Raw genomic sequence first — 25,131 nt, 5'->3', positions numbered from 1 at the left:
CGGCTACAGCGCCTGGTAGGAGCCGGACAACGGGTACGGGCTGGTGTCGGTGCCCTCGACGGCGAACATCTGCACCCGTCCCGGGTTGTCCGAGTCGGCGCCCAGCACGCCGACCACGCCGCGCCCGGCCGCCGGGTCCAGGCCGTGCGACTCGCCGAGCCACATCAGCGCACCCGGCCACGCGTGCCCGTTGCGCAGGTGCCCGATGACCGTGCGCCGGCCGTCCGCCTTCGGGATCACGTTGCCGCGCAACCAGATCGTGTTGCCGTCGATGCGGTACTGCGGCGGGTTGGCGGGATCGGCGGTGTAGTCGCCGTCCATCGTGATGGCCGACCAGTCGAGCAGCGGGAAGTTGTTGTCGCCGATGAACGTCTTCGGACGGTCTATGTAGGACAGTCCGCCGAACGCGGACTGGTGACCGGTCATGTGGTTGCCGGTGATGGTGGCGTTGGCGGGCACGTTCGGGATGCCACCGAGGAAGATCGCCTCGCGCACGGGCCGGCGCGAGCCCGCCCCGTTGACGGTGTTGGCGGACACGACGCAGCGGGTCGGTGCGGCGTGGCGGGTCTCGTTGCCGGTGACCAGCGCGATCCCGCGCGGGCAGCCGACGACGGTGTTGGCGACCACGCTGATCCCGTCGCCGCCGTGAGTGTCGATGCCCTCCCAGTCGATCAGCGACACCTGGTTGCCGACCGCCGAGCAGTCCCGCGACCGCGCCTGCTCGGTGTTGTCGAGGTCGGTGAACGCGATCCCGTAGGTGTTGACGACGCCGTCGGACAGCGGCGCGTCGCGGATCACGTTGCCGGACACCACCACCCGGTTCGCGCTGACGCCCATCACGCCCGAGTACAGGTACTCGGTGATCACGTTGTTCGTCACGAGGCTGTCGACGCACCACTCCAGCCAGACGTTGTCGGCCCGCGAGCGCCACAACCGGCAGCCGCGCACGGTGATCCCGGCCAGCGGTCGCTCCTGCGTGCCGGTGGCGTGGATGAGCTTCTGCGCACTGGAGTAGCTGTCGTTCTCGTCGCGGCCGCCGATGATCGTGCACGAGTCGAGGGTCACCCCGGACGCGGCGATGACGAACGCGGGACCGTCCTGCACCTTGAACCGGCCGCCGGTGACCCGCACCGGGTAGTCGAGCACGATCGGGCGGTGCAGCTCGAGCTCCGCCTTCGCCTCGACGACGAGGTCGGGCTCCTTGTTCCGCAGCGCGGCGTACAGCTCACCAGCGGCGTTGATCGGCATGCGCACCATCCCGGACCGGTAGCAGTTGCGGTACCCACCGTAGTCAGCCGCGGTGGGTCGTGGCGCTGGTCGCGGGCTAAGTTGGGCCAGGTGAGCGATGACGTCTGGGCCGGTTTGGTCAAGCAGTTCGCCGACGAGGCCTACGCCTCGGTGAAGGGGTATGTGCGCACGTACGTGATGCACCGGCACCTGCTCGAACACCTCCCACCGGCCCCGGCGACGATCCTCGACGTCGGCGGCGGAGCGGGGCACCAGTCCTTCCCGCTGGCCCAGCTCGGCTACGACGTCACGGTCCTCGACTCCTCGCCCGCGATGCTCGAGGCGGCCAGGAAGCGGCTGCCGGACGGGGTCCAGGTCGCTTTCGTCGAGGCCGACGGCGAGCGGGCCGCCGAGGCGGTGGGCGGCCGGCGTTTCGACGCCGTGTTGTGCCACGGCGTGCTGGGTTACCTGGACCAGCCCGACGCCATGGTCGAGCAGCTGTGCCGGTGTGCCGCGCCCGGCGGCCTTGTCTCGATCATGACGGGCAACGCCAACGCGATGGCGGTGCGCCCGGCCATGCAACGGCGCTGGACCGACGCGCTGGCCGCGTTCGACTCCCGCCGGGAGGTCGGCGTCCTCGGCGTGCCGGGCCGAGCGGACACAGTGGACGAACTCAGCGAGCTCCTGCGCCGCGACGGCGTGGAACCGGTGCGCTGGTACGGCGTCTGGCTCTTCGTCGACTGGCTCGAGTTCGGTGGGACGGAACTCGACCCCGGGGACGCGGACCAGTTGGCCGCGACCGCCGAGGTCGAACTCGAGGCCAGCCGGCGCGACCCCTACCGCGGGCTGAGCCGGGTCTTCCACCTGCTGGGGCGAAAAACCTAGGCAGGCTGGATGTTCTGGTTGACGTGGAACAGGTTCTGCGGGTCGTAGCGGCCTTTGACGCGGCTGAGCCGTTCGTAGTTCGGCCCGTACGCGGCCCGGACCCGGTCGTTGCCGGCGTGCATCATCATGTTGACGTAGGCGCCGCCGGCGGCCGTCGGGTGCAGCTCGTCCGAGTAGTCCTTGGCCCACTGGGAGATCAGCCCGGCGTTGGCCGGATCCGGGTCGACGCCGACGATCACGCCGGCCCACCCGCCGCCGCGGTAGGCGAACGCGGTCGCGTCGCCCGGCACCCGCGAAGCCATGCCGTCGATCGGGTACAGGTGCATCGTGGAGTGCCCGGTGGGCAGGGCCGCGCCGAACCGCTCGTGCACCGCGATGCCCGCGTCGGAGATCTCCCGGAAGAAGTCGGTGCGCCAGTACCACTGCAGTCCCGCCGGGTACAGCGGGTCGAAAGCGCTCTGCAGCGCGGTGAACGGCATCTCCTGCAGGCCGACCACGAGCGGTGCGCCGAAGGTGCGGATCGGTTCGAGCACCTCGTCGGCCCGCGCGTGCGCGCCGGTGTAGCACCAGACGATCCCGCATGCCTTGCGTCCCCACAGCTCCTCCGGGAACGGCGGTGCCGGCGGGATGGTGAGCAGGCCGAGCCAGCCGCTGAGCTCCTCGGGCAGCGACGGCAGCAACGTGCGGTACCAGCGCATCACCGCGGCGGTGTCGGCGATGTCGTAGAGCACCGGCCCGCCGATGACGTTGCCCGCCTCGCCGATGTCGTGGCAGCGGAAGGTGAACGAGGTGACGACGCCGAAGTTGCCGCCACCGCCGCGCAGCGCCCAGAACAGGTCCGGGTGCGAGTGCTCGTCGGCGGTGACGAAGCTGCCGTCGGCCAGCACCACGTCGGCGCTGAGCAGGTTGTCCACGGTCAGCCCGAAGCGCCGGGACAGGTAGCCGATGCCGCCGCCCAGGGTCAGCCCGGCGACCCCGGTGGAGGCCAGGAAGCCCGACGGGGTGGCCATGCCGAACGCGACGGTGGCGTGGTCGACGTCGCCCCAGGTGCAGCCCGCGTCGACGCGGACGGTGTGCCGCTGCGGGTCGACGGTGGTGCTGCGCATCAGCGACAGGTCGATCACCAGGGCGTCGTCCCAGACGCCGAAGCCGGCCGCGTGGTGGCCGCCGCCGCGCACGGCGAGTTCCAGCCCGCCGGCGCGGGCGAAGCCCACCGCGGCGATGACGTCGGCGCTGTCGCGGCAACGCGCGATCGCCGCCGGTCTCTTGTCGACCATTCCGTTGTAGACGGCGCGTGCCTGGTCGTAGCCGGGATCGCCCGGGCGGATCAGTTCGCCGCGCAGCCGGGCCGCGAGCTCGTCGTACGAGGCGGTGTCGATGGACGTGAGGGTCACGGTCTCGGTTCCTTCGGACGGTGCACCCGAACCAGCCCCGGGCGCTGCACCGCCGACGGTAGGAGCGGGCCGTTCGCCTACCGTTCGCCCGCGAGCGCCGCCGGCCGAACGTCGAACGCCACCCCGCGCGCGGCCAGGTCGGCGGCGCACCGGCGGGCCAGCGCGACGCTGCCGTGCTCGGTGGCCAGCTCGGCGGCGGCACGCAACCGTTTCACCGCACCGGTTTCGTCGTCGTGGGCGGCGCGCAGGCGCAGGACCTCCGGCAGCCACCAGACGTCGTCGCGGGTGTGCGCGGTGGCGATGGCGGCGTCCAGGGTCGCGCGGGCCTCGCCGGGGCGGCCCACGCCGTTCTGCAGTTCGGCGACCAAGGCCAGCCAGTACGGCATCCGCGCGAACGCCTCGGCCGCGGTGAGGTTGTCGATCCCGCGCTTGGCCGCGGCGAGCCCGGCCTCGTCGCCACGCAGCCACCCGCCCAGGATCAGCGCCCACTCGCAGTAGTAGGCGAGTTCGTACCGCGCGCACAGCTCGGTGAGTTCGGCGAGCACGGCCGCGAGCGCGCCGCGGTCACCACGCAGCTGGTGGGTGATCGCGCCGTAGGACAACGCGAGGGCCAGCGAGAACGGGTTGTCCCCGGTGCGTGCCACCGACAGCGCGCTCGCGGCGGTGGCCAGCGCCCGGTCGTCGTCGCCGCCCAGCCAGTGGGCGTGTGCGGCCCACGCCGGGCCGTGCACGTCCGACCGGTTGCCGATCCGCAGCGAGTACCGGTCCTCGTGCTCGGCGGCCAACGCGAAGTGCCGCAACCCTTCCGCCAGCCGGCCGCGGCTGACCGAGGAGCCGCCCAACGCGAAGTGCGCCGAGCCGAGCAGCTGGGAACCGGGGGTGGCCAGCGCCAGGATCCGCGTCGCCGTGCGGTCCGCGCCCACCGCGTCGCCGTGCACGAACAGCGAGGCCCACAGCCCGATCAGGGCGTCGAGCACCGAGTGCGGCCGGCCCAGCTCCTCGGCCAAGGCGATGGTCCGGGTCAACGTCTGGCGCAGGCGGGGCGATGAGTAGCCGAAGGCGGCGTTCATCGGGCCCGCCGTCGCCTCGAGCAGTTCGAGCTCCTTGGCGGTGCGGTCCAGGCCCTCCGGCAGCTCGCGGACCAGCGCCAGGGCCGCTTCGTGCAGCCGGATCGCCTCGCTGTGCGCGAACCGCCCGGCCGCGACGTCGGCCGCCCGCCGGTAGTACGCGATCGCGCGCTCGCCGCGGCCGCCGCGCGCGTACTGCTCGGCCAGCTGCGCGGACACCGCGTCCGGGTTGTCCGGGTGCAGCAGTTCGAGGCCCTGGGCGATGCGCCGGTGCAGCAGCCACCGCCGCGGCGGGCTGATCCGGTCGTATGCGGCGGCACGCAGCAGGTCGTGGGAGAAGTAGTAGCAGTCGCCGCACTCGTGCAGGATGCGCCGCCGCCACAGCTCGTCGACCGCGGCGACCACGCCGTCGGCGTCGAGGTCGGCGGCCTCGGTGAGCAGGTCGAGGCTGAAGTCGCGGCCGACCGCGGCGGCGAGTTCGATCACCTGCCGCGCGGGCCCGCTGACCTGCTCGAGGCGTCCGTCGAGCACCGTGGTCAGGTCGGCCGCCGTCGCCTCACCGTCGCCGGAGCGCGCCGCTTCGACGATGTAGAACGGGAAACCGCCGGTGGTCGCGTGCACCATGGCGGCGTCCTGCGGACTCGGCCGGTGCCCCGTGACCGACTCGACGAGGTGGGCCGTCTCCTGCGCGTCGAACGGGCTCAGCGCCACGGTGTTCAGCGACCCCGTGGCCCGCATCCGGTCGATCCACTGGTCCAGCCCCGGCTCGTGGTCGGTGAACTCGTCGCGCATGGTGGCGGCCACCATGATCGGCGCCCGCGGGTTCAGGCTGAGGCCGAAGGTGATGAACGCCAGGGTTTCCGGGTCGGCCCAGTGCAGGTTGTCCAGGGTGAGCAGGATCGGCCGGTCCACCGCCAGCAGCGCGCGGGTCAGGCCTTCGAAGAAGCGGTGCCGCTGCCAGGCCTCGGCCATCGCGCGGGTGCTGGGGCCGGGGTCGGCGCGGGTGCGCGCGCTCGGCGCGATGCGGTCGACCTCGGTGCGCCAGACCGGCGCCAGGCCACCCAGCCCGGCGCGCACGGCGGGGGTGCGCAGCCAGTCGGCGACCGGGGCGAGCGCGAGCCGGCCCGCGGTGCCGAAGCACTGCGCGTTCGCGACCACGGCACCGGCGCGCGCGGCCGTGCCGGCCAGTTCGGTCATCAGGCGTGACTTGCCGACGCCCGCGTCGCCGCGGATCAGCGCGAGGCTGGGCCGGCCCTCCGACGCGGTCCGCCAGAGTTCGAGCAGCGCGCTGAATTCCGTTGTGCGGCCGATCAAGCGCGTGCCCGCGCGGCCTTGCCGGCGGGTGCTGACGGCCGGTTCGCCGCGGGCCAGCAAGGTGCTGAGGGTCTTGCGGGTCACCGGATCCGGCTCGACGCCGAGCTCGCGCTCCAGCACCGACGCGCAGTGGTGGTAGGTGCTGACCGCGCCGGCCCGGTCGCCGAGGTCGCCCTGCCGCTTCATCAGCGTGCGGTAGCCGACCTCTTCCAGCGGACGCAGCTGGATCCGGCGCTTCGCGGCGGCGACGGCGGTGTCCAGGTCGCGCTGTCCGTCGGCGATCCGGTCGAGCAGGTCGACGCACTGCTGCTCCAGCGCGTTGCGGATCTCCAGGGCCCAGTCGTCGTGGCTGCCGGGCAGGAAGTCGCCGCCGTAGTGGCGCACCGCTTCTTCCGCGTGCCGCAGGAACCCCGCGCTGTCGGTCGACGCGAGCGCGGCCGCGCGGGCGGCGCCGAACGCCCGGACGTCGACCACGCACTCCGTCGTGTCGCGCCAGCAGAGGTCCCTTGTGGTCACTTCGAGCGACTTGGCGTCGCCCAGTACGGCCCGCAGGTGGTGCAGTTCGCGGCGCAGGTTGGTCAGCGCCTGCTCGTCGGACGAGTCGGGCCAGAAGAGCGTCGCGATGCGCTGGCGTGGTTGCGGAGAGTCGCTGTGCACGACCAGGAACGCGATCAGTTCGAGGGTGCGCGAGGACCGCAGCCGGACAGCGCCGTCCGGGTCGGTGAGCACTTGCTCGCCGAGCAGCGTGACCTGCAGCATCGTGGCGGTACCTCCGCGCAGACGGTAGTCCGCGCAGAGGTCGCCGGGAGGAGGCCAAATACCCACAGTTGCGCTCAGGCCGCGCAGGTCCGGTCGGCGAGGCGGGCGGTGAGCCGCAGCTCCCAGCCGTCCACCGCGACCGCCACGTCGCCGAAGACCTTCCGGAACAACGCCTGCACGGCCCGGTTCTCGGCGAGCACGTCCGCCGCGAACTCCCGGTAACCGAGCAGGCACCCACGCGCGACGACGGCCCGCGCCAGCCGGGTGCCGACGCCCCGCCGGTGCCACGCGTCGACGACCTCGACCGCCAGTTCACCGGCCAGTTCACCGGCCTGGTCGCCGGTCGCGACCAGCCGCGCGATGCCGATCGCCCGCGTCCCGGCGAAGGCGGCGAACGCGAGGTGCTCGCGGCCGTCCACCGCGGCGAGCCGTTGCTTCGCGAGCCGGGTCAGCACGGGCATCGGCCCGTGGAAGCGGCGGTGGCGGCTGAGCGGGGACAGGCCGTCGAAGACGGCTTGCAGCACGTCCGCGTCGTCCGGCCCGAGCTCACGCAGTCGAACGCAGGCTGTCGTCGCGCGTCCAGTTCTCATGTCACCGACGGTAGGAAGACGGCGTTCTCCGGCCGTTCGCCTCGCGGCGCTCCCCGTGGCGAATGGACGTCAGCCGGACAGGGTGAACAACGTCTCCTCGATCTCCTCGCCGCGCGCGTTGGCGAAGGACCGCGTCCGTCCGACCGGCTCGAACCCGCACTTGGCCAGCACCCGGGCCGAGCCGGCGTTGTCCGCGGCCGCGCGGGCGTGCAGCGGCCGCTCCGCCACCTCGGCCAACAGCAGACGCAGGGCGGCTGTGGCCACGCCGCGGCCCCAGTACGACCGCCCGATCCAGTACGTCACCTCGCGTTCGGCCGGCGGCCCGAACACGGCGACGTGCCCCAGCACGACACCGTCGTCGTCCACGACAACGCGCGCGACGATCTCCGCGTCGGCGCGGATGCGCTGCCAGTGCTCGTCGAACCGGGCGCGATCCGACGGGTCCGCCGCGGTGAACGCCGCCATCCGGACGCCTTCGGGGTCACGTTCGAGGTCGAAGATGACCGGCAGGTCCGCATCCCGCACCGCGCGCAGTTCCATGGTCTTGATCCAACACCCGGGCACCGTCATTCAGCGGGAAGCCCGGCGGACCATCTCGGTGATCCACACCGGCGCGTACGGGGAGGTGCAGTTCGGCGGCGTCGGGTAGTCCTTCAGGACCTGCAGGCGTTCGCCGATGTCGATGGCCCGGGCGCGCAGCTCGGCGTGCTCGATGCCGATCTGCGCCAGGCAGTGGTTCATCGCCCACTGCAACCGGTCCGGTGCGTCCTTCAGCTCCGCCTCGATCACGTCGAGCAGGCCCGGCAGGTCGAGGCCCTCGGGCTTCCTGGCCACCCGGTCGGTCGTCAACGCCCACCCGGCGCTCGCGACCACCGGGTCCGGGTCGGCCAGCCAGACAACGCGTAGTTCCTCGCAGTGCGGGCTCTTCTTCACCACGTTGCTCAGGAGCCAGTCGTGCACCTTGGGCGTGCGCGCCGCGCGCAGCATGCCGTCCAGCTCGTCGCGTGAGAAGGCCTTCGGGCGGCAGACGAGCAACGCCAGCAGCCGCGCCGCGGTGTCGCCGGTTCCCCAGAGCTCGACCGCGAGCTCCTGCTGGGTCTTCAACCGCTTGGCCAGCGCACGCAGCCTGGTCAGGTTCACGCCGTGGTCGTCGCCGTGCTTCTCGTTGACCGCGCGCGTCTTCGGGTCTTCGAGCCCTGCCAGCTCCGCCATCACCTCGCCTAGCGTCATCCCACAAGCCTAGGAGACAAGTTTGATCATGGGCGCAACCTCGGAACGCGTGGAGCGTCCTCACTACATGGGGACCAAACGTGCGGCGGTCGTGGTGGTGGTCGCCGGGGTGCTGGCGGCGGGCGTGACGCCGGTGGCAGCGTCGGCGGCGTCGGCAGCGTCGGAGGACCCGGCGAACTGCGTGTCCGCGGTGCTGGGCTCGATGAGCCTGCAGCAGCAGGTCGGTCAGCTGTTCATCATGGGCGTGAGCAGCACGGCGCCCACGTCGCAGCAGCTGGGGTTGATCACGTCGAAGAGCCTGGGCGGCGTGATCCTGATGGGGCACTCCAGCGTGGGCGTGTCGGCCACGAAGGCCGTCGCCAACACCCTCCAGGCGCGGGCCACGACCACGGCGGGCACGGCGTTGACCGTCGCCGTCGACCAGGAGGGCGGCGAGGTCCAGGTGCTCAAGGGCACCGGGTTCTCGACGATGCCCACCGCGCTGACCCAGGGCACCGAGTCCGCGACGACGTTGCGTGCCAACGCCGGGACCTGGGGCCGGCAGCTGCTCGCCGCCGGGATCACGCTCAACCTCGCGCCGGTGCTGGACACCGTGCCCGCGTCGCTGGGCACCGGCAACAAGCCGATCGGCTACTACCACCGCGAGTTCGGCTACACCACCGACGCGGTCACCCCGCACGGCATGGCGTTCGCGAGCGGCATGAGCGATGCCCGGGTGCAGACCTCCGGCAAGCACTTCCCCGGGCTGGGCCGGGTGCGCGACAACACCGACACGACCTTCGGGGTCGCGGACAACGTCACCGTTCGCGACGACACCTACCTCAGGCCGTTCAGCACGGCCGCGAGCGCGCGGATCACCGCGATCATGATCTCCGCGGCCCGCTACAACAAGATCGACGGCCAGCGCGCGGTGTTCTCCTCGACCGTCATGAAGGGCATGCTGCGTGGCGACCTCGGCTTCAAGGGCCTGATCATCTCCGACAGCATGGCCGCCGCCGCGGTCAACGACCTCGCGCCCGGCACGCGTGCCGTCGACTTCCTGCTCGACGGCGGCACGGTCGTGCTGGACACCAACGCCGCGGACATCACGCCCATGGTCGACGCGGTGGTGGCCAAGGCGAACGCCGACACCACCTTCCGCTCGACGGTCACCGAGAACGCCCGCCTCGTGCTCACCAGCAAGTACACCGCGGGCCTGCTGTCCTGCCCGGCCGCCTCGGACCCGATCGCCTTGCACTACACCGAAATGGGTGGTTCCGCCGCCTACGGCAACCCCACCACGGGCGAGTACCGGGTGGCCGGCGGCCGCGCCCGCGACTACTCCCGCGGTTCGGTCGTGTGGTCCTGGCGCACCGGCGCCCGGGCCGTGCACGGCTCCATCGCCTCGAAGTACCACAGCCTGGGCGGCGCGGCCGGTGCGCTCGGCTTCCCGACCACCGACGAGTACTCCACCAGCGTCGGCCGGACCAGCGCGTTCGAACACGGCACCATCAGCTGGAACCGCACGACCGGCGCGATCACCGTCGCCTACAGCTGACGCTCCCAGTGCACGCCGTACGTCCGGCCGGGCACGAGACCGTCGAACCGCAGGTGCAGCTCGCCCGCGTCGTCGACCCACTCGCGCCGGTGCTCGTCGCCCATGCGCCGCAGGTACCTGGGCATGTCGGCGCGGGGGAAGCGCACGTGCAGGTGGAACTGCTCGCACGGGTGCGCCGGGGTGAACTCGATCCGGGTGAGGCCACCTGGTTCGGTCTGGCCGCGCACCGTGTACTCGTGGCGCTCGCCGTAGGCCAGCGGCCTGGGCAGCGCCAGCAGCGTGGCGCCGGCCGGGTCGCGGCGCCCGGACAGCGAGCCGCCGTGGAAGACGTCGACGACCGCCGGTGACCCGCTCATCCGATCGAGCACGCGATCGGTCAGCACGGTCACCTCACGCAGGCCGTCCTGGTCGGAGGTGAGCCGGGCCCGTTCGATCAGCTCCGGCTTGGGCCGGTCGAGCGCGACGGTCATGACGAGTTCGTCGAGGTGCCAGCCGGTGCTGGTCACCGGGGCCGGGTCGCCGAGCAGGCGGTCCGGCGCGACCGCCAGCTCGGCCAGCCGCTCGAACGCCTCGTCGATGCGCCTGCGGGCGGTGCGCGGGTCGCGGTGGATACGCGCGGCGGCCAGCGTGACCCGGTCCTTGTAGAGAGGGTGGCGGGAGTCGGGCGCGATCGCCAAGGCGATGAGCGCGGCCGTGCGCAGATCCGCGGGCAGGTACCGCGTCAGCATCTCCAGGTGCGCCTCGACCTTCGACCTGATCGCCACGGGACCCTCGCCGTCCGCCACCCCGGCGAGCTGGCGCAGCGTCGCACCGATCCGCTCGCCGATCCGGCTCGCGTGGATGCCGCGCCCCTTGCGCAGCGTCTTCAGTTCGTGGACGAGTTGGTCGTGGCGCACCGCGGGTCGCTGCAGCAGCTCGATCATGTGCGGTCTCCTCCGGGTCGAGACGGTGGCGAGCGATCGCAGCATCAACCGGCGGTGTGGACGAAAGTTGGATCAGATGTGGAGAGCGCGCTCGAGATCTCGGTGAAGCCCGCGAGTTCGGCCGGGTCGAGCCGGACGGTGATCGCGGCGCCGGTGCGGACCATCGTCGTGGCCAGCGCACGCACGCACTGGCGCAGGGCAGCTGTGGTACCGGCCGCGCCGGTACCGGCGCGGCCGTTGCCGAGGTAGGCCTTGAACGACCCCACCCGGCTGATGGTCGCCACGTCGGCGTCGCCGACGCCGAAGGCGACGACCCGCGGCCGCGCGGGCCAGCCCGGGTCGGTGAGCCGGGCGTGGGCGTGCGGCCAGGCGGTGTCGGTGGGTTGTCCGTCGGAGAGGAAGAACACCACCGGGCGCAGCACGTCGTGCCCGGCCGCGGTCAATTCCGCGACGTCGTCGTCTATTGTTCGGCGCAACAAAGTGAATGCCGCCGCGAAATTCGTCCCGCCGTTCGGCTGGAATGTGAAATCGGCTGTTTGGTCCCACCGCTGGGACAGCGGGGTGATGACCCGGGCCTCGGCCGAGAATCCGATCAGGCAAAGCCGGGTGTGCCGTCGCGCGGCCGGGTCCGAGCGGACGGTGTCGTGCACCTCCCGCAGGCTGTCGCGGACGACGTCCAGGTGGTCGGACATGGAATACGACTCGTCGCAGACCAGGTAGAACGGCAGGATCCGGGCGTGCATGGGAGCTCCTCAGTCGACGTGTCGGGTCCGCCGAGTGTGTCGCGCACCGGCCGATCAGATATGGATGGCACGTTGATTGACGGTCCTTTCTGGCCAGCGCGCGACGGACTGGACAAAAGGTTGACTATTAGTGGACCTGTGCTTTCCCGGGCTCGTTCGGCACCGCCGGATGCGGTTCACTGGAGACGGTTTCACCAGGAGACAGGAGACCGTGTGCAGATCCGACTGCTCGGGCCGTTGGAAGTGGTCGTCGATGGTCGGCCGATCGACCTCGGCGACCTCCAGCAGCGCTTCATCTTCGTCGTCCTGGTGTTGAACGCGAACAAGCCGATCTCGGTCGAGCGGTTGATCGGCACGGTCTGGGCCAACCCGCCGAAGACGAACCTCGTGCCCGGCTACATCACCAAGCTGCGCAAGGCGTTCCAGGGCACGGACGGGCTCTCGATCAGCCGCCAGACCACCGGTTACGTGCTGCACGTCGACGTCGACCGCATCGACATGCACCGCTTCCACCGGCTGTGTGCCGAGGCCGAGGCGGCGGCCGACCCGCGGACCAGGCTCACGAAGCTGCGTGAGGCGGTGGGTCTGTGGCGCGGGAAGTACCTGGAGGACATCGACACCGAGCGGGTCGGCGCGAGCGAGTTGATCTCGCCCGCGGAGCGCTATGTCGATGCGGTCACCGATCTGGCCGAGCTGGAGGTGGTCGAGGGCAACCACCGCTGGGCCCGCGATCACCTGCGGCCGTTGTTCAACGCCGATCCGACCCGGCAGCGCGTGGCGCTGGTGCTGATGCGGGCGCTGACCGCCAATGGTGACCGCGCCAAGGCGATGGACGTGTACTTCCGGTGCCGGGACGCGTTGGACGAGTACGGCATGGAGGCCTCGACGGATCTGCGCCGTCAGGCCCGGCTCACTCAGCACACGGGTGGGGCAAGCCGGGTGCCCGCGGGGCCGCGCCGGTTCGCCGGGCGCGCCGCGGAGCTGGAGGTCATCACGTCGGCGGCGTTGACCGGGGTCGCGGCCCAGCGCCCGGCGGTGGTGTGGGTCAGCGGCACGCCGGGGATCGGCAAGTCCGCGGTCGCGTTGCAGGCGGTGCAGGGCCTGCGCAGGCACTTCCCGGACGGTCAACTATTCGTGCAGCTCAACGGGTTCACGCCGAACATGGCGCCGGTGGAGCCGATGGAGGCGCTGGCGCAGTTGCTGGTGCAGCTGGACGTGGCGCCGGAGCAGTTGCCCGCGTCGTTGGGGGAGCGGGCGGCGCTGTACCAGGCGAGCCTGGCCGACACCCGGACGCTGGTGGTGCTGGACAACGCGGCGGACGAGAAGGCCGTGGAACTGCTGTTGCCCGACGCACCGGGCTGCCTGGCGTTGGTCACCAGCCGCAGCGTGGCCACGCTCGCGGCGGACGCGGCCGTGCACCTGGAACCGTTGCCGCTGCCGGACGCGGCCGCCATGTTCGCCGACCTGGTCGGGGCGGTGCGGACCGACGCGTGGCCGTTGCTGGTGGATGACGTGGTGCAGCGCTGCGGGCGGATCCCGTTGCTGATCAAGGTCGCGGCCGCGCAGTTCCGCCAGCACCACCGCTGGCCGCTGGATCACCTGGTCCAACTGCTCGATGATGCCGGCGCCGAGGCCGGTACCGATTCGCCGATCGCGGTGGCGGAGCGGGCTGCCTGCACCGTGTCCTACCAGCAGCTCTCCGACGCACAGCGCACGCTGTTCCGGCTCATCGGGCAGCTACCCGGACCGGACCTGACGGTGCGGGCCGCGGCCGCGTTGCTGCACAGCACGATCGCCGAGGCGCGGGCGTTGCTGGCCGAGTTGCAGTCGGTGAGCCTGATCGAGGAGGTCGCGCCGGAGCGCTACCTCATGCTCGACCCGCTCAAGGAGTTCGCCGGGACCCTGTCGCGGGCGGCGTGGCCGGACGAGCTGACCGAGGCGCTCGACCGTTGGCTGGACTTCCACCTGGTGACCTCGGCCAACGCGATGAACGCGGCGTTCCCCCGCGACCGCGACCACCGGCCCGAGATCACCCGGGTCAGCCCGGTCGCGGCGGTGTTCGCCGACGCCGCCGCGGCCCGGGAGTGGCTGGACGCCGAACGGTTCACCCTGCTGGCTGCGGTGAAGTACGCCGCCGAGCACGACCGCGGCGAGCACACCTGGCAGCTCGCGGTCCTGTTGTGGCGCTGGCACTTCACCCGCGGCTACGTCGCCGACTGGGCGGAAACCCTCGAACTGGCCCGCGAGACCCTCGACGCCACCGGGACCGATCGCCAAGGCCTGGCCTACGTGCTGCTGCGGCTGTCGGGGGCTCGTCGTCAGGCCGGCGAGCAGGCCGAAGCGCTCGCGTTGGTCAAACGTGCGCTGGCGTTGTGGGAAGACCTCGACGACGAGCGAGGCCAGGCGGCCGCGCTGGCCAACCTCGCCATCGCCACCTACGACGACAACGACTACGGCGCGGCGCGGGAGTACTTCGAAGCGGCACTGACCAAATTCGAGGCGCTGGACGACCGCCGTGGTCAGGCCCACGCCCTGAGCAACCTCGGGACGCTCGACGAACTGCGCGGAGAGCTGCGGGCCGCACACGAACGCCAGCGCGCCGCGACCGAGATCTTCCGCGACCTCGACTACCCGCAGGGACTGGCCCACGCGCTGGACAACCTCGGCGCGGTGCAGCGGCAGCTCGGCCTGCTCGACGAAGCGATGGCCAGCCACCAGGAAGCCCACCAGCTGGCCGTCGAGCTGGGCGACCGCGTGTGCGAGGCGTACGCGCTGAACAACCTCGGCAACGTCCACCGCTGCCGCGGCGAGTTGGCCGAAGCCCTGACCCACCACGAGAAAGCCCGCGCCGTGGCCGACCTGGTCCGCGACCCCGGCCTCGGCGCCCAGCTCTACCTGGACCGGGCGGCGACCCACCACGCGAGCGGTGACGACGACGCCGCGCTCACCGCCTACCGCGCCACCCTGGACCTCGCCGCGGGCACGGGCGACCGTGGCCAGCAGGCCCACGCCCACCACGGCATCGCCCGCGTCCTGCACACGCTCGGTCGCCACGACGAGGCGGCGGCCGGATGGCGGGCCGCGATCGACGGCTTCACCGACCTCGAGTGGTCGACGGCCTCGACCGTGCGCGCGGAATTGGCCGAGAACAATTGTGCCTGCGCACAGTGATTCGGGCTCCCCGAAACGCCGGGGAGCCCGAATTTCAATCGCCTTCAGTCGATCCAGATGTGGCCGTCCGGGTCGTCCTTCGGCGGGGGCGGCGGGAGCTGGGTGGTCTGGGTCGTGCCCGGGTCCGGGTCCCCGTCGGCGAGCGCGGTACCGGTCGTGACCAGCGGCGCGATGACGAACGCGGCGGCGGTCACGGTGGCGGCAGTGACCTTGGCAACCTTGGCCACACGCGTGGTGGTACGAGACATGATGTGCTCCTCTTGGGCTTGGTGAAAAGCGCTTGTGCGCTTGCCCAAAAGAATTCATCGAGTCGTGTCGCCGCAAAAGATGGTGCCTGTTTCCCGCATTAACCGGAAACGGGAAACGGTTCAGTCGTCGGGTTCCGCGGTGGGCGAGAAATCCACCGGCAGCTTGTCGAGGCGGCTGATCCGGGCCGCGGGCATGTCCTTGACCTCGGCGAACAGCGCCTTCTGCGTCTCCTGGATGCGACCGTCGACCAGCCGGCCCAGCTCGTAGGCCATCCGGCCGGTCTGCCGCACGGTGTTCTCGTCCACGCCGGGCAACGGGATCGACGACACCACGATGCCCTCGGCCCGACCCTGCTCCGACACCGAGACGCCGACGGAGAAGACCTCGCGCGGGTTGGCCGCCTTCGCCACCAGGAAGTTGCGCAGCTTGCCCAGCGACTCGTGCCAGGGGATCACGTCACCCTCCAGCCCGGTCGCGGTCACGTCGTCCACGGTCAGCTCGGGCCGGTCGTCGCCGGAGCGGAAGCAGCGGGCGTAGGCGTTCAGCGCGGCCGCCCACAGCGACTCGACCAGCACCGGGTCCTGGTGCTCGGCCTTGGCCAGCTCGCGCAGCAGCCGTTCGCAACAGCCGAGCACGAACTGCAGGTCGTCGAAGATGGCGGTCAGGTCGGCCAGCGCCTGGGCGCTCGGCCCGGTGAGCCGGCGTGCTTCGGAAACCGTGTGAGTGGCCACCAGCCAAGCAAACCCGATCCGGGCCGGCCCGGATGTCTCACTTTGCGACACCGCCGGACCTGCGGTTTCCCCGGCAGGACATAGATGTCCGGTCCGCCGTCCTCGTCCGGCGCCCGAGCCCGTGCGACCGTCGGTTCGTCTTCGCACGCAACGCCTCCGGCAATGAGGTAGGGGATGTCATGGACGGACTGGACGCCAACTTCGAAGCCCTCGAGCAGTGCCGCATCGAGGTGACCGGTCAGGTCGGCCCGATGGCCGCGGCCGGGGACGGGCTGCCCGCCGACGTCGGCGCCGACGCGTTCGGCGGCCTCGACGGGGCCGGAGCGCTCGCCGACGCGGTGAACTCGCTCGCCCAGAGCATCGGGGCAGAGATCGACCAGGCCAGCTCGAAGCTCGAGCACGTGGGCGTCGCGCTGCAGGCGGTCATCGACACCGTCCGCGCGACCGAGCAGGACACCGCCGCGACGCTGACCCCGGCCGGATGAGGACGACACCATGACGCACAAGGACGACGTCAGCTTCCTGCCCGGCAACGCGCCGCAGCTGGCCACCCTGGCCGACCCGGTCTACAACGCGGTCAACAGCCGGGGGATCGAGGACCTCGCGACCAGGTTCACCGTGGCCGGCGGCCAGGTCGTGGCGGTGGTCGACAAGCTCAAGTCGATGATCGAGGGCGTCGACGGCGCCTGGGACGGTGCTTCGGCCGACAGCTTCGTCAACTACATGAGCACCTTCGCCACCGCCGGGCACTCGGTCAGCGACGCGTTGACCAACGTGGCCAACGACCTGCGCAACGCGGGCACCGCCATCGAGGGCGCACGGGACGTGCTGGAAGGCATCTTCGCCAACCTCGTCACCGAGGTGCAGTCCCTGCAGGGCCAGTCCGACGAAGACCCGACGGACAAGATCAACGAGGCGGTCGAGCGCTACCGCCCGCAGGTCGAGGAGCAGGTCAACGCCGCGAACGGGGTGCTGACCAACGTGGCCACCGCGGTGACCGGGCGGCTCACCGAGCTCACCTCGAAGTTCTCCGAGCTGGGCGACCCGGACACCAGCCCATTCACCCCCGGCGGCGGCCGGCCGATGGAGTGGACCCCGGTGGTGCCGGACGGGCCTGCGCCCGGCGACCCGCAGACCGACCCGAATACCGCCCCGCAGACCGACAGCCCGCAGAGCTCCGCGCCGCCGGCCGAGGCGCCCCAGACCGATCCCCAAAGCAGTGGGCCGCCGCCCGGCGATCCGCAGGCCGGGGCGCCGCAGCCCGGTTCACCGCAGCCCGGCGCTCCCCAGGCTGGTGACCCCCAGGCCGGTGGCGCCCAGGGTCAGCCCGGTGAGCAGCCCCCTGGCGACCAGCCTCCCGGCGATCAGCCGCCCGCCGACCGTCAGGCGACGACGGACAAGATCCTGGCGACCGCGCGCGGCGAACTCGGCTACGAGGAAGGCCCCAACGACGAGAACAAGTACGGGCCGCCCGCGGCGTGGTGCTCGTCGTTCGCCACGTGGGTGTGGCGGCAGTCCGGTGTGGACATCCCGTCGCTGCCGTTCACCGGCGACGTCTACAACTGGGGCGTGGCCCACAACCAGGCCTACGACAGCAACAACCTTGGCCAGGCCCGCCCCGGCGACGTGCTGCTGTTCGGCACCGGCCCGCAGAGCCCGTCGACCAGCACGCACATCGGCGTGGTCGAGTCGGTGGACGGCGGCAAGGTCACGCTGATCGAGGGCAACTCGAGCGACCGCGTCCAGCGGGTGACCTACAACCTGTCCAGCGGCAACTTCTACGGCGGCGTGCACCCGACGCCGTAGCCCGCCCGGGCGAGCGCCTCCGCCATCGTGATCTTGGGGGTCGGAGGCGCTCGCGCCGGGTCAGCTGGTGCGGATGCGCTCCAGGTAGTCTCGGACCGCGGTGACGGTGCGGGCGACGTTCTCCCGCGGGGTCAGCGTGCGCAGTTCCTCGGACAGGATCTCCACCGAGATCGGCACGTCCACGCCCTTGGCGTCCAGCGTGCGCAGCACCCCGGCGATGTCCCACTCGCCGTCCCCGGGCAGCAGGCGGCCGTCCACGGCCTCCTTCATCAGGTCGGCGGGCGGCTGCGCCGGGCCGTCGCACAGTTCCACGCCCGCGATCTGCTTGCCGGTCAGGCGATCCAGCGACGGCACGCCCGTCGGGTCGCGCATCAGGTGCCACATGTCGACCTGCACCGTCGCGTTCGGACGGTCGGCCAGCGTGACGACGTCGACCATCTTGGCGTGGCTGAAGCCGGGCATGAAGGACAGGCACTCCAGGGCGATGTCCACGCCGTGGTCGGCGGCCCGGTCGCACAATGCGGCGAACCGCTTCGCGAGCACCTCCACCGGGGCCAGGGTGATCCCGGGGATCGCCATCGCGAACGCCTTGACCTTGGGCACGCCGTAGGCCTCGGCCAGCGCGAACGTGCGGACCTCGCGCTCGCGCAGCGGGCCCTGGTAGTCGTCGGCCTCCTCCCAGCCGGCCAGCATCTCGAACTCCACGAGCCCGACCCCGTAGCCGGCGAACATGCCGCGCAGGTGGTCGCGTGAGGTCGCGGCCTCGACCCGTTCCAGCTCGTCGATGTTCATCCCCATGCCGACGCAGCCGAATTCGCGGAGCGCGGCGATCCGCTCCTCCAGCGAATCGCGGGGCGGCTGGTCCCAAAACGCTCCGGTCAATTGCAGGTAACCCATGATCATTTCTTGTGGCTGCACCAGACTCATGACGAACCTCTCGTTTTGGGCACGCCAAACAGCCACGTGAGCGTGTGGCCGACTGCCGAAACCCCCAGTACAGGAAGCGTGCGGGCCCCAGAACCCGCCGCCAATCCACGATGGCAGCGCCGCTGTGCCCGAAACACCCCTAACTGCCGGCTCGCTGTCGGTTCCACCCGTTCGGCGCAGCGCGGGAATTGATCGACGGTGTTATGGCAGTCGTCCACATATTGCGCTTTGAGCAAGAAAAGGAATGCGCGTTGGGCCGAACGCAGCCGCGCCCGGTGCGGGGACGGGCGTAGCGCGCGGTGTAGTCCGGCCGGCCATCTCATACGCCTATGCGTACTATGTCCGACTTGCTCAGCAGGCAGAGCTGGCTACATGACGGAAAAACAGTCGCCAAGCGCGGCGGATCTAGTAAACATAGGCGTATGACTTCTGCGACCACCGCACGGCCCACGCTGGCCGAACCAGCCACCGACACCGATCCGCCGGTCCCGTTGCGCCGGATCGCCGGGCTGTTCCGGCCGCACCGCGCTGCCATGACCGGGTTGTTCGGGCTGCTGGTGCTGGAGGCCGGGCTGGGCGTCGTCTCCCCGTTCCTGCTGCGCATGATCCTCGACGACGCGCTCCCGCACCGGGATCCGGTCCTGGTCAGCGTCCTGGCCGGCGGGATGGTCGTGGCCGCGGTCGGCAGCGGGTCGCTCGGCGTCGCGACCACCGCGCTGTCCAACACCATCGGCCAGCGGGTGATGAACGACCTGCGCGTGTCGGTGTACGGGCGCCTGCAGGCGATGTCGCTGGCGTTCTTCACCCGGACCAAGAGCGGCGAGGTGTTGTCGCGGGTCTTCAACGACATCGGCGGCGTGGACAACGTGATCACCACGACCGCCGGGTCGGTCGTGCAGAACGCGACCACGACGCTGGCCATTGCGACCGCGATCCTGGTCCTCGACTGGCAGCTGGCCCTGCTCTGCCTGGTGGTCGTCCCGCTGTTCCTGTTGTTCACCCTCCGGCTCGGGCGCAAGCGCCGGACGCTGGCCCGCGGGCGCTCCCGGCGGATGGCCCGGCTGACCACGATGGTCGAGGAGTCCTTGTCGGTCGCCGGGGTGCTGCTGGCCAAGACGATGGGCAACGAGAAGGTGATGCGCGAGCGGTTCGGCGCCGAGTCGCGGGAGATCGCCGCGCTCGAGCGCAGTGCCGCGATGGCCGGGCGCTGGCAGATCGCCTCGCGGCGGATGAGCCTCACCGCGATCCCGGCGCTGGTGTACTGGATCGCCGGGCTGGCGCTCGCCGGTGGCGCGTCGCCGATCTCGCTGGGCACCGTGGTCGCGTTCACCAGCATGATGAACCGGCTGATCGCCCCGGCCAGCGCGATGCAGTCGATCGGGCAGAACATCGCGACGTCGAAGGCCTTGTTCGCACGCATCTTCGAGGTGCTGGACCTGCCGGTGGAGATCGAGGACCGGCCGGGCGCCGGCGAGCTGGCCGTGCGCGGCGGCGCGATCGCGATGCGAGGCGTCTCCTTCCGCTACGAGGAGTCCGGGCCGTGGACGTTGCGCGGCATCGACCTCGACGTCCCGGCCGGCACCACGACCGCGGTGGTGGGTTCGACTGGGTCCGGGAAGACGACGCTGGCCTACCTCGTGGCGCGGTTGTACGAGGCCACCGAGGGCCGGGTGTGCATCGACGGCACCGACGTCCGCGACGTGACGCTCGCGTCGCTGGCCGCCGGGGTCGGCATGGTGTCGCAGGAGACCTACCTCTTCCACGACACGGTGCGGGAGAACCTGCGGTTCGCCAAGCTGGACGCCACGGACGCGGAGATCGAGGACGCGGCCAAGGCCGCCCACATCCACGACACGATCGCGTTGCTGCCCGACGGCTACGACACCGTCGTCGGCCAGCGCGGCTACCGATTCTCCGGCGGGGAGAAGCAACGCATCGCGATCGCCCGGATCCTGCTGCGCAACCCACCGGTGCTGATCCTCGACGAGGCGACCAGCGCGCTGGACACCAGCACCGAGCGTTCGGTGCAGGCCGAGCTGGACCGGCTGGCCGCCGGGCGGACCACGCTGACCATCGCGCACCGGCTGTCCACGGTGCGGCGTGCGGACCAGATCGTGGTGCTGCACGAGGGTCGGATCGCCGAACGTGGCACGCACGACGAACTCATGGCTCTCGATGGGCGCTATGCCCGCTTGGTGCGCGGGGACGCGCTTTAGTCTGGGGAGGTGACCGATCTCGACACCCAGTCCACGGACCCCGACCTCGCGCGGCTGGCCCGGACCGTGCGGGAGGGGGTCGGCCGGCTGAACTGGCGGATGCGGGCCGAGTGCGACGCCGGCAGCCCCGGCCCGACCGTGCTGGCGGTGCTCAGCCGGCTGATCCGCGCGGGCACCCACACCCCGAAGGAACTGGCCGACGCCGAACGGATCCAGCCCCAGTCCCTGACCCGTGTCCTCGCCTCGCTGACCGAGCGCGGCCTGGTCACCCGCGGCCCGGATCCCGCGGACGGGCGCCGGTCGTTGATAGACATCACGCCGGCCGGGCGAGCGGTGCTGCGCGAGTACACCGCCAGCCGGGAGCGCTGGCTGGCCGGGGCGCTCGACGAGACGCTCAGCCCGACCGAGCGGCAGCTGCTCGGCCTGGCCGCGGAACTGCTGGTGCGCGTCGCCGACGCGTGACGCCGGCCGTCCACATCGGACACGCGGGCGACTCGGCGCACCGAATCCGGTAACAGCCGCCCGTTCCCCCACGATCATCCGGCGGTGCCGTCGTCGGGATGCGAAGGAATTGCTGGCAATGCCAAAACCTGGCCGGGTGTTCCGGGCCGACGCGCGCACCGCGCACGGCGCGCTGAAGTCGCACGACCTCGCGCTCATCGCCAAGCGGCTGACCAGCGGCGGAGCGGTGCTCGTGCCCAGCGACACCTGCTACAGCCTGGCGATGATCCCGCACAACGAACACACCCGGGCCCGAGTGAACACGATCTTGAACCGGCCGCCGCAGTGGCCGGTTTCCCTCGCGTTCCCGGGAATCCGGGCGGTCCGGGACGTCGCGGCGCTCTCCGTGCGGGCGTTGCACCTGCTCGAGACCTTCACGCCGGGCCCGCTCACGCTGGTCTGCCCGGTCACGACCCGGTTCGCCGAGCAGGGCTTCGCCACCCGCGCGGTGGGCAGCACCGACCTGACCGTCGGCGTGCGCATCCCGGATTCCCACGTGGAACGCGACATCGCGGGCTGCACGTCGTTCCCCGTGACGTCGACGGCCTTGCGCACCGCCGACGGTGAGGTGGTGCGCTCGTTCGACGACGCCGTCGCCATGCTCACCGCGACGGGCCTGCCCGAGTGGGACGCAGTCGAGGGTGACGGCGGGTTCCGCTCCCGGCACTCGACGGTGGTCCGGCTCACCGGCTCCGGGCTGGAACTGCTGCGCGAGGGCGATCTCCCGTTCGCCGACCTGCGGGCCGCGCTCGACGAGATGCCGCAGGACTACTGACGTGGCGGCCGAGACGTACGCGGACCTGCTCGCCGCCGCCCGCGGGAGCGCGCTGGTCAACCAGGCCGCGGTGGAGCGCATCGCCGAGCAGGTGGCAGGCGGGGAGTTGTCGGAGTCGGCGGGCGCGCGCCGGCTCGGCGCCCTCTACCAGGGCCGGATGACCGGCGAGGCCGACCTGACCGACGACCAGGTCGGCGCGGAGTGGGTCAAGCTCCTCGACGGCATGCAGGCCGAGGCCGAGCACTGGCGCCGCATCGCGCACGGCCAGTACCGCCAGGGCTTCTACCTGCTGCCGCTCGCGGTGCTGATCGTGTTCGGCCTGGCGGTGTTCGCCAGCCACTGGCTCGGTCTCTCCGACGTCCTGACCGCGGGCCTCGCCGGTACGGCGTTGGCCGCCTTGGCGACGCATTCGTTCGCGGTCTTCCGCATCCACCAGCAGGCCCGCATCGCCGCGGAGCGCCTGAGCGAGAAGCGCGCGGCCATCCTGTTCCTGCAGGCCGCGCTGCGCCGGGCCGGGACGCAGGACGCCTTGACGATCCTGTCGGCGGCGGCCTCGATGTTCCTGGGCCACCACGCCCCAGAAACGCTGCCCCTGTCCCCGGACGACGCGCACCACCGCCCACGCACGTCCGGTTAGGTATTTGCGGACAACGTTCGGCAACGTGTCGGGCTTTCTGAATAGGATCGTCCGCATGAGCCTTCGGCGAATGCTGCGCGTGATCACCGCTCTGGTGCTGTTGATGCCGTTGGTGCCGTTGGTGGGCGCGGGCACGGCCGCCGCGCAGGCGTCGCCTCAAGCCGATCGCCACCACGCCCGGCAACTGCTGTTCTTCAACCACCTCTACGCCGTGCTCGACCGGGAGACCGCGGACGCCATCGAGGATTCCGCGTACCTGCGCCGGTTCGCCAACTTCCAGGTCCGGACCACCACCGGCTCGAACGGGGAGGTCTGGACCGGGCGTTACCTGCTGGGCCGCGAGACCTACCTCGAGCTGTTCGGCGTGGGCGACCTGCCCGGCCAGGACGCGCAGTTCGGCTCCAGCGGCCTCGGCCTGTCCACCGAGAACGCGGGCGATCTGACCACGGTGCGCCAGCGCCTGGTCGACCTGGGCACCACCCCGATCGACTTCGAGCAGACCCGCGACTTCGGCGACGGCGTCCCGATCCCGTGGTTCGACGCGCTGTTCACCACCACCGCGTACGACAAGTTCAGCCCGTGGGCCATGGAATACCGGCCCGAGTACTTCGCCGATCCGCGCAGCGGCACCGAACCGGCGTCGCACCCCGGCGACGTCGGCCGCGAGCGCTACCTCAACGACGACTACCGCACGCACCTCATGCACGACGTCACCAGCGTGCGGCTCGCGGTGACCCAGCGCGACCTCGACAGCACCGTGCCGCTGCTGCGGGCCGGCGGTTTCTCCGTGCACCACCTCGGGAGCACGGTGATCGCCACCCACGGCGGCACCACCATCCGCCTCGATCCCACCACCGCGGACGCGGCCGGGCTCCGCCGCGTGACGATGTCGCTGAACCACCCGGTCTGGTACCGCCACGTCGAGCACCTCGGCCGGTCCACCCTGACCGTCGGCCCGGGTAGCTATGCCGTGTGGAGCTTCCCCGCGCCCTGAGCGATGCCGTGGTGATCTAGGCGAACGGGCCGCGGGTGGAGACGCCGCCGTCGATCACCAGCTGCTGGCCGAGCACGTAGGCCGAGGCGGGCGAGGCCAGGAACAGCGCTGCTTCGGCGACGTCGTCGACGGTGCCGTAGCGGCCGGCGGGGATCTCGGCCACCCCTTCGGGGTCCTGGAAGGCGGCGCCGACCGCGGTGGCGATGGCGCCCGCGGCGATCACGTTCATCCGGATCTTCTCGGCGGCGTACTCGGCCGACACGGTCTTCGCGAGGCTGGCCAGACCTGCTTTGGCCGCACCATAAGCGGCCTGCCTCGGCGCGGCCATCAGGCCGGTGACCGAGCCGACGCTGATGATCGTGCCGCCGGTGCCCTGCTCGAGGAAGACGCGGATCGCCGCCGCCGCGGCGCGGGCGACGTAACGCAGGTTCACCTCGTAGACCAGGTCCCAGTCCTCGTCGCGCATCTCGTGCAACCGCACCGCGGGCACGAACGCCACCTGGCCGCCGACGACCGTCACCAGCACGTCGAGCCCGCCGAGCCCGGCCACCGCTCCCGCGAACATGGCGTCGAGGTCCGCCGCCGAGCGGACGTCACCGCTCACCGCCGTCCCGCCCACCTCCTTGGCGGCCACCCGGGCCCGCTCAGGATCGAGGTCGGCGACCGCGACGGCAGCGCCGGCCGCGGCGAAGGCCCGGGTGATCCCGCGCCCGATGCCGTCCCCGCCACCGCCGATGACCAGGGCCCGAGTTCCATCGAGGGTCATCGCTGCGCCAGTCCGTCGAGGGCGGCCGCCAGGCGATGGGGATCGCGGCGGGCGATGTTGTGGCCGACGGGGATCTCGTGGACCTGCCAGCCGGGGTCGGTGCGCAACCGCTCGGTCAGCTCCACGAACGGGCTGCCCGGCCACGGCCCACCGCTGATGTACGTCCGGGCAGGCACGTGCCGTGCGCCGCCCGTCAGCCTGATCGACTGGACGAAGCTGGCGAGGGGATGCGGTCGCGCGCGCGGGTCGAGCCCGTCGGGAACTGCGACCCACCGCCCGTCGGCGCGGACCCCGGCGATGAACAACTCCCGGAACGGGTCGCTGGTCAGCGACCAACACGAGTCCCCGTCGCCGGGCACGTAGGCGTCGATGAAGACGAGGTGCGCCAGCCGCGCCCCGACCCGGTCCGCGACCCCGGCGATCACCATCCCGCCGTAGCTGTGCCCGCACAACGCGAGCGGCGTCTCGCCACTGCGCTCGACCACCGCGGCGACCTGATCGATGTGGTCGTCGAGGTTGGCCGGCCGGTCCATTTCGGACGGTCCGCCCGGCTCGAGCCCCGACAACGTGACCGCCTCGACCTGGTGGCCGCCGTCGCGCAGTTCGTCGGCCACCGCGTCGAACACCCAGCCGCCCTGCCAGCCACCCGGCACCATCACGAACTTCACGGCGCCATCCTAGGAACCGTG

23 protein-coding genes are annotated in these 25,131 nt (G+C 71.5%); 10 read left to right on the top strand and 13 right to left on the bottom strand.

Features of this window, described 5'->3' with window-relative positions; translation table 11 throughout:
- Positions 1–3: 3 nt before the first annotated feature.
- Positions 4–1,257 (bottom strand): right-handed parallel beta-helix repeat-containing protein, encoded by a 1,254-nt coding sequence (locus EV186_RS21710; protein WP_133851120.1) that lies wholly within the window; start codon positions 1,255–1,257, stop codon positions 4–6.
- Between the two features lie 168 nt (positions 1,258–1,425).
- On the opposite strand from EV186_RS21710, the gene EV186_RS21705 reads away from it, so the two are divergent.
- Positions 1,426–2,112, top strand: coding sequence for a class I SAM-dependent methyltransferase (locus EV186_RS21705; RefSeq protein WP_424983182.1), 687 nt, complete (start codon positions 1,426–1,428; stop codon positions 2,110–2,112).
- Here the strand turns inward: EV186_RS21705 and EV186_RS21700 are convergent.
- From EV186_RS21700 to EV186_RS21680, 5 genes are all read right to left on the bottom strand, one after another.
- Positions 2,109–3,506, bottom strand: coding sequence for an FAD-binding oxidoreductase (locus EV186_RS21700; RefSeq protein WP_133851118.1), 1,398 nt, complete (start codon positions 3,504–3,506; stop codon positions 2,109–2,111). The genes EV186_RS21705 and EV186_RS21700 overlap by 4 nt on opposite strands.
- A 77-nt stretch (positions 3,507–3,583) precedes the next feature.
- A complete protein-coding gene (locus tag EV186_RS21695) occupies positions 3,584–6,646 on the bottom strand; it encodes an ATP-binding protein (RefSeq protein ID WP_133851117.1) in 3,063 nt (1,020 codons plus the stop codon).
- Between the two features lie 74 nt (positions 6,647–6,720).
- Positions 6,721–7,236 (bottom strand): GNAT family N-acetyltransferase, encoded by a 516-nt coding sequence (locus tag EV186_RS21690; RefSeq protein ID WP_133851116.1) that lies wholly within the window; start codon positions 7,234–7,236, stop codon positions 6,721–6,723.
- A 69-nt stretch (positions 7,237–7,305) separates the two neighbouring features.
- Entirely contained in the window at positions 7,306–7,776 is a 471-nt protein-coding gene (locus EV186_RS21685; RefSeq protein WP_133851115.1) for a GNAT family N-acetyltransferase, read from the bottom strand.
- A 30-nt stretch (positions 7,777–7,806) separates the two neighbouring features.
- Complete coding sequence (locus EV186_RS21680; protein ID WP_133851114.1) at positions 7,807–8,466, bottom strand: DNA alkylation repair protein; 660 nt, start codon at positions 8,464–8,466, stop codon at positions 7,807–7,809.
- A gap of 67 nt (positions 8,467–8,533) precedes the next feature.
- Here EV186_RS21680 and EV186_RS21675 point away from each other — a divergent pair, with 67 nt between their 5' ends.
- Positions 8,534–10,003 (top strand): glycoside hydrolase family 3 N-terminal domain-containing protein, encoded by a 1,470-nt coding sequence (locus tag EV186_RS21675; protein WP_133851113.1) that lies wholly within the window; start codon positions 8,534–8,536, stop codon positions 10,001–10,003.
- Here the strand turns inward: EV186_RS21675 and EV186_RS21670 are convergent.
- Both EV186_RS21670 and EV186_RS21665 read right to left on the bottom strand, forming a co-directional pair.
- Positions 9,994–10,926, bottom strand: a complete 933-nt coding sequence (locus EV186_RS21670) for a hypothetical protein (protein WP_133851112.1) — start codon at positions 10,924–10,926, stop codon at positions 9,994–9,996. The two genes, EV186_RS21675 and EV186_RS21670, sit on opposite strands and share 10 nt — an antisense overlap.
- Positions 10,927–10,970: 44 nt before the next feature.
- Positions 10,971–11,669: a vWA domain-containing protein gene (locus EV186_RS21665; protein ID WP_133851111.1), complete on the bottom strand. Its 699-nt coding sequence runs from the start codon at positions 11,667–11,669 to the stop codon at positions 10,971–10,973.
- Positions 11,670–11,882: 213 nt separating this feature from the next.
- Between EV186_RS21665 and EV186_RS21660 the strand changes: the two genes are divergently transcribed.
- Positions 11,883–14,840: an AfsR/SARP family transcriptional regulator gene (locus EV186_RS21660; RefSeq protein WP_166659260.1), complete on the top strand. Its 2,958-nt coding sequence runs from the start codon at positions 11,883–11,885 to the stop codon at positions 14,838–14,840.
- Positions 14,841–14,884: 44 nt separating this feature from the next.
- On the opposite strand, the gene EV186_RS21655 is transcribed toward EV186_RS21660, so the two are convergent.
- Both EV186_RS21655 and EV186_RS21650 read right to left on the bottom strand, forming a co-directional pair.
- Entirely contained in the window at positions 14,885–15,088 is a 204-nt protein-coding gene (locus tag EV186_RS21655; protein WP_133851109.1) for a hypothetical protein, read from the bottom strand.
- Positions 15,089–15,208: 120 nt separating this feature from the next.
- Positions 15,209–15,820, bottom strand: a complete 612-nt coding sequence (locus EV186_RS21650) for a hypothetical protein (RefSeq protein ID WP_133851108.1) — start codon at positions 15,818–15,820, stop codon at positions 15,209–15,211.
- Positions 15,821–15,999: 179 nt separating this feature from the next.
- Between EV186_RS21650 and EV186_RS21645 the strand changes: the two genes are divergently transcribed.
- Positions 16,000–16,305, top strand: a complete 306-nt coding sequence (locus tag EV186_RS21645; RefSeq protein ID WP_133851107.1) for a hypothetical protein — start codon at positions 16,000–16,002, stop codon at positions 16,303–16,305.
- A 10-nt stretch (positions 16,306–16,315) separates the two neighbouring features.
- On the top strand, positions 16,316–17,626 hold the full coding sequence (locus tag EV186_RS21640; protein WP_133851106.1) for a CHAP domain-containing protein: 1,311 nt from the start codon (positions 16,316–16,318) through the stop codon (positions 17,624–17,626).
- 60 nt (positions 17,627–17,686) lie between these two features.
- Here EV186_RS21640 and EV186_RS21635 read toward each other — a convergent pair whose 3' ends face one another.
- Positions 17,687–18,553: a sugar phosphate isomerase/epimerase family protein gene (locus tag EV186_RS21635; RefSeq protein WP_133851105.1), complete on the bottom strand. Its 867-nt coding sequence runs from the start codon at positions 18,551–18,553 to the stop codon at positions 17,687–17,689.
- 422 nt (positions 18,554–18,975) lie between these two features.
- Between EV186_RS21635 and EV186_RS21630 the strand changes: the two genes are divergently transcribed.
- The 5 genes from EV186_RS21630 to EV186_RS21610 all read left to right on the top strand — a co-directional run bounded on the left by EV186_RS21630 (position 18,976) and on the right by EV186_RS21610 (position 23,676).
- Positions 18,976–20,769 (top strand): ABC transporter ATP-binding protein, encoded by a 1,794-nt coding sequence (locus EV186_RS21630; protein WP_133851104.1) that lies wholly within the window; start codon positions 18,976–18,978, stop codon positions 20,767–20,769.
- Between the two features lie 9 nt (positions 20,770–20,778).
- A complete protein-coding gene (locus EV186_RS21625) occupies positions 20,779–21,231 on the top strand; it encodes a MarR family winged helix-turn-helix transcriptional regulator (RefSeq protein ID WP_243754177.1) in 453 nt (150 codons plus the stop codon).
- 118 nt (positions 21,232–21,349) lie between these two features.
- Positions 21,350–22,045 (top strand): L-threonylcarbamoyladenylate synthase, encoded by a 696-nt coding sequence (locus EV186_RS21620; protein ID WP_133851103.1) that lies wholly within the window; start codon positions 21,350–21,352, stop codon positions 22,043–22,045.
- Between the two features lies 1 nt (position 22,046).
- Entirely contained in the window at positions 22,047–22,682 is a 636-nt protein-coding gene (locus EV186_RS21615; RefSeq protein ID WP_133851102.1) for a hypothetical protein, read from the top strand.
- A 55-nt stretch (positions 22,683–22,737) separates the two neighbouring features.
- Positions 22,738–23,676 (top strand): DUF5829 family protein, encoded by a 939-nt coding sequence (locus EV186_RS21610; RefSeq protein WP_208115712.1) that lies wholly within the window; start codon positions 22,738–22,740, stop codon positions 23,674–23,676.
- A gap of 16 nt (positions 23,677–23,692) precedes the next feature.
- On the opposite strand, the gene EV186_RS21605 is transcribed toward EV186_RS21610, so the two are convergent.
- On the bottom strand, positions 23,693–24,442 hold the full coding sequence (locus tag EV186_RS21605; RefSeq protein ID WP_133851101.1) for an SDR family NAD(P)-dependent oxidoreductase: 750 nt from the start codon (positions 24,440–24,442) through the stop codon (positions 23,693–23,695).
- Positions 24,439–25,110, bottom strand: coding sequence for an alpha/beta fold hydrolase (locus tag EV186_RS21600; RefSeq protein WP_243754176.1), 672 nt, complete (start codon positions 25,108–25,110; stop codon positions 24,439–24,441). Before EV186_RS21600 ends, EV186_RS21605 begins: the two co-directional genes overlap by 4 nt.
- Positions 25,111–25,131 lie beyond the last annotated feature (21 nt).

The organism is Labedaea rhizosphaerae, assembly GCF_004362825.1.
Taxonomy (GTDB): Bacteria; Actinomycetota; Actinomycetes; order Mycobacteriales; family Pseudonocardiaceae; genus Labedaea; species Labedaea rhizosphaerae.
The sequence above is the reverse complement of the archived record's forward strand: the minus strand, read 5'-3'. Positions and strand labels throughout refer to the sequence as shown.

Coding starts and splice junctions, on each gene's coding strand:
- EV186_RS21675 (WP_133851113.1), top strand. CDS start 8,534: ATGGGGACCAAACGTGCGGCGGTCGTGGTGGTGGTCGCCGGGGTGCTG.
- EV186_RS21685 (WP_133851115.1), bottom strand. CDS start 7,776: ATGGAACTGCGCGCGGTGCGGGATGCGGACCTGCCGGTCATCTTCGAC.
- EV186_RS21670 (WP_133851112.1), bottom strand. CDS start 10,926: ATGATCGAGCTGCTGCAGCGACCCGCGGTGCGCCACGACCAACTCGTC.
- EV186_RS21630 (WP_133851104.1), top strand. CDS start 18,976: ATGACTTCTGCGACCACCGCACGGCCCACGCTGGCCGAACCAGCCACC.
- EV186_RS21645 (WP_133851107.1), top strand. CDS start 16,000: ATGGACGGACTGGACGCCAACTTCGAAGCCCTCGAGCAGTGCCGCATC.
- EV186_RS21635 (WP_133851105.1), bottom strand. CDS start 18,553: ATGAGTCTGGTGCAGCCACAAGAAATGATCATGGGTTACCTGCAATTG.
- EV186_RS21680 (WP_133851114.1), bottom strand. CDS start 8,466: ATGACGCTAGGCGAGGTGATGGCGGAGCTGGCAGGGCTCGAAGACCCG.
- EV186_RS21605 (WP_133851101.1), bottom strand. CDS start 24,442: ATGACCCTCGATGGAACTCGGGCCCTGGTCATCGGCGGTGGCGGGGAC.
- EV186_RS21655 (WP_133851109.1), bottom strand. CDS start 15,088: ATGTCTCGTACCACCACGCGTGTGGCCAAGGTTGCCAAGGTCACTGCC.
- EV186_RS21710 (WP_133851120.1), bottom strand. CDS start 1,257: ATGGTGCGCATGCCGATCAACGCCGCTGGTGAGCTGTACGCCGCGCTG.
- EV186_RS21610 (WP_208115712.1), top strand. CDS start 22,738: ATGAGCCTTCGGCGAATGCTGCGCGTGATCACCGCTCTGGTGCTGTTG.
- EV186_RS21695 (WP_133851117.1), bottom strand. CDS start 6,646: ATGCTGCAGGTCACGCTGCTCGGCGAGCAAGTGCTCACCGACCCGGAC.
- EV186_RS21690 (WP_133851116.1), bottom strand. CDS start 7,236: ATGAGAACTGGACGCGCGACGACAGCCTGCGTTCGACTGCGTGAGCTC.
- EV186_RS21705 (WP_424983182.1), top strand. CDS start 1,426: ATGCACCGGCACCTGCTCGAACACCTCCCACCGGCCCCGGCGACGATC.
- EV186_RS21640 (WP_133851106.1), top strand. CDS start 16,316: ATGACGCACAAGGACGACGTCAGCTTCCTGCCCGGCAACGCGCCGCAG.
- EV186_RS21620 (WP_133851103.1), top strand. CDS start 21,350: ATGCCAAAACCTGGCCGGGTGTTCCGGGCCGACGCGCGCACCGCGCAC.
- EV186_RS21665 (WP_133851111.1), bottom strand. CDS start 11,669: ATGCACGCCCGGATCCTGCCGTTCTACCTGGTCTGCGACGAGTCGTAT.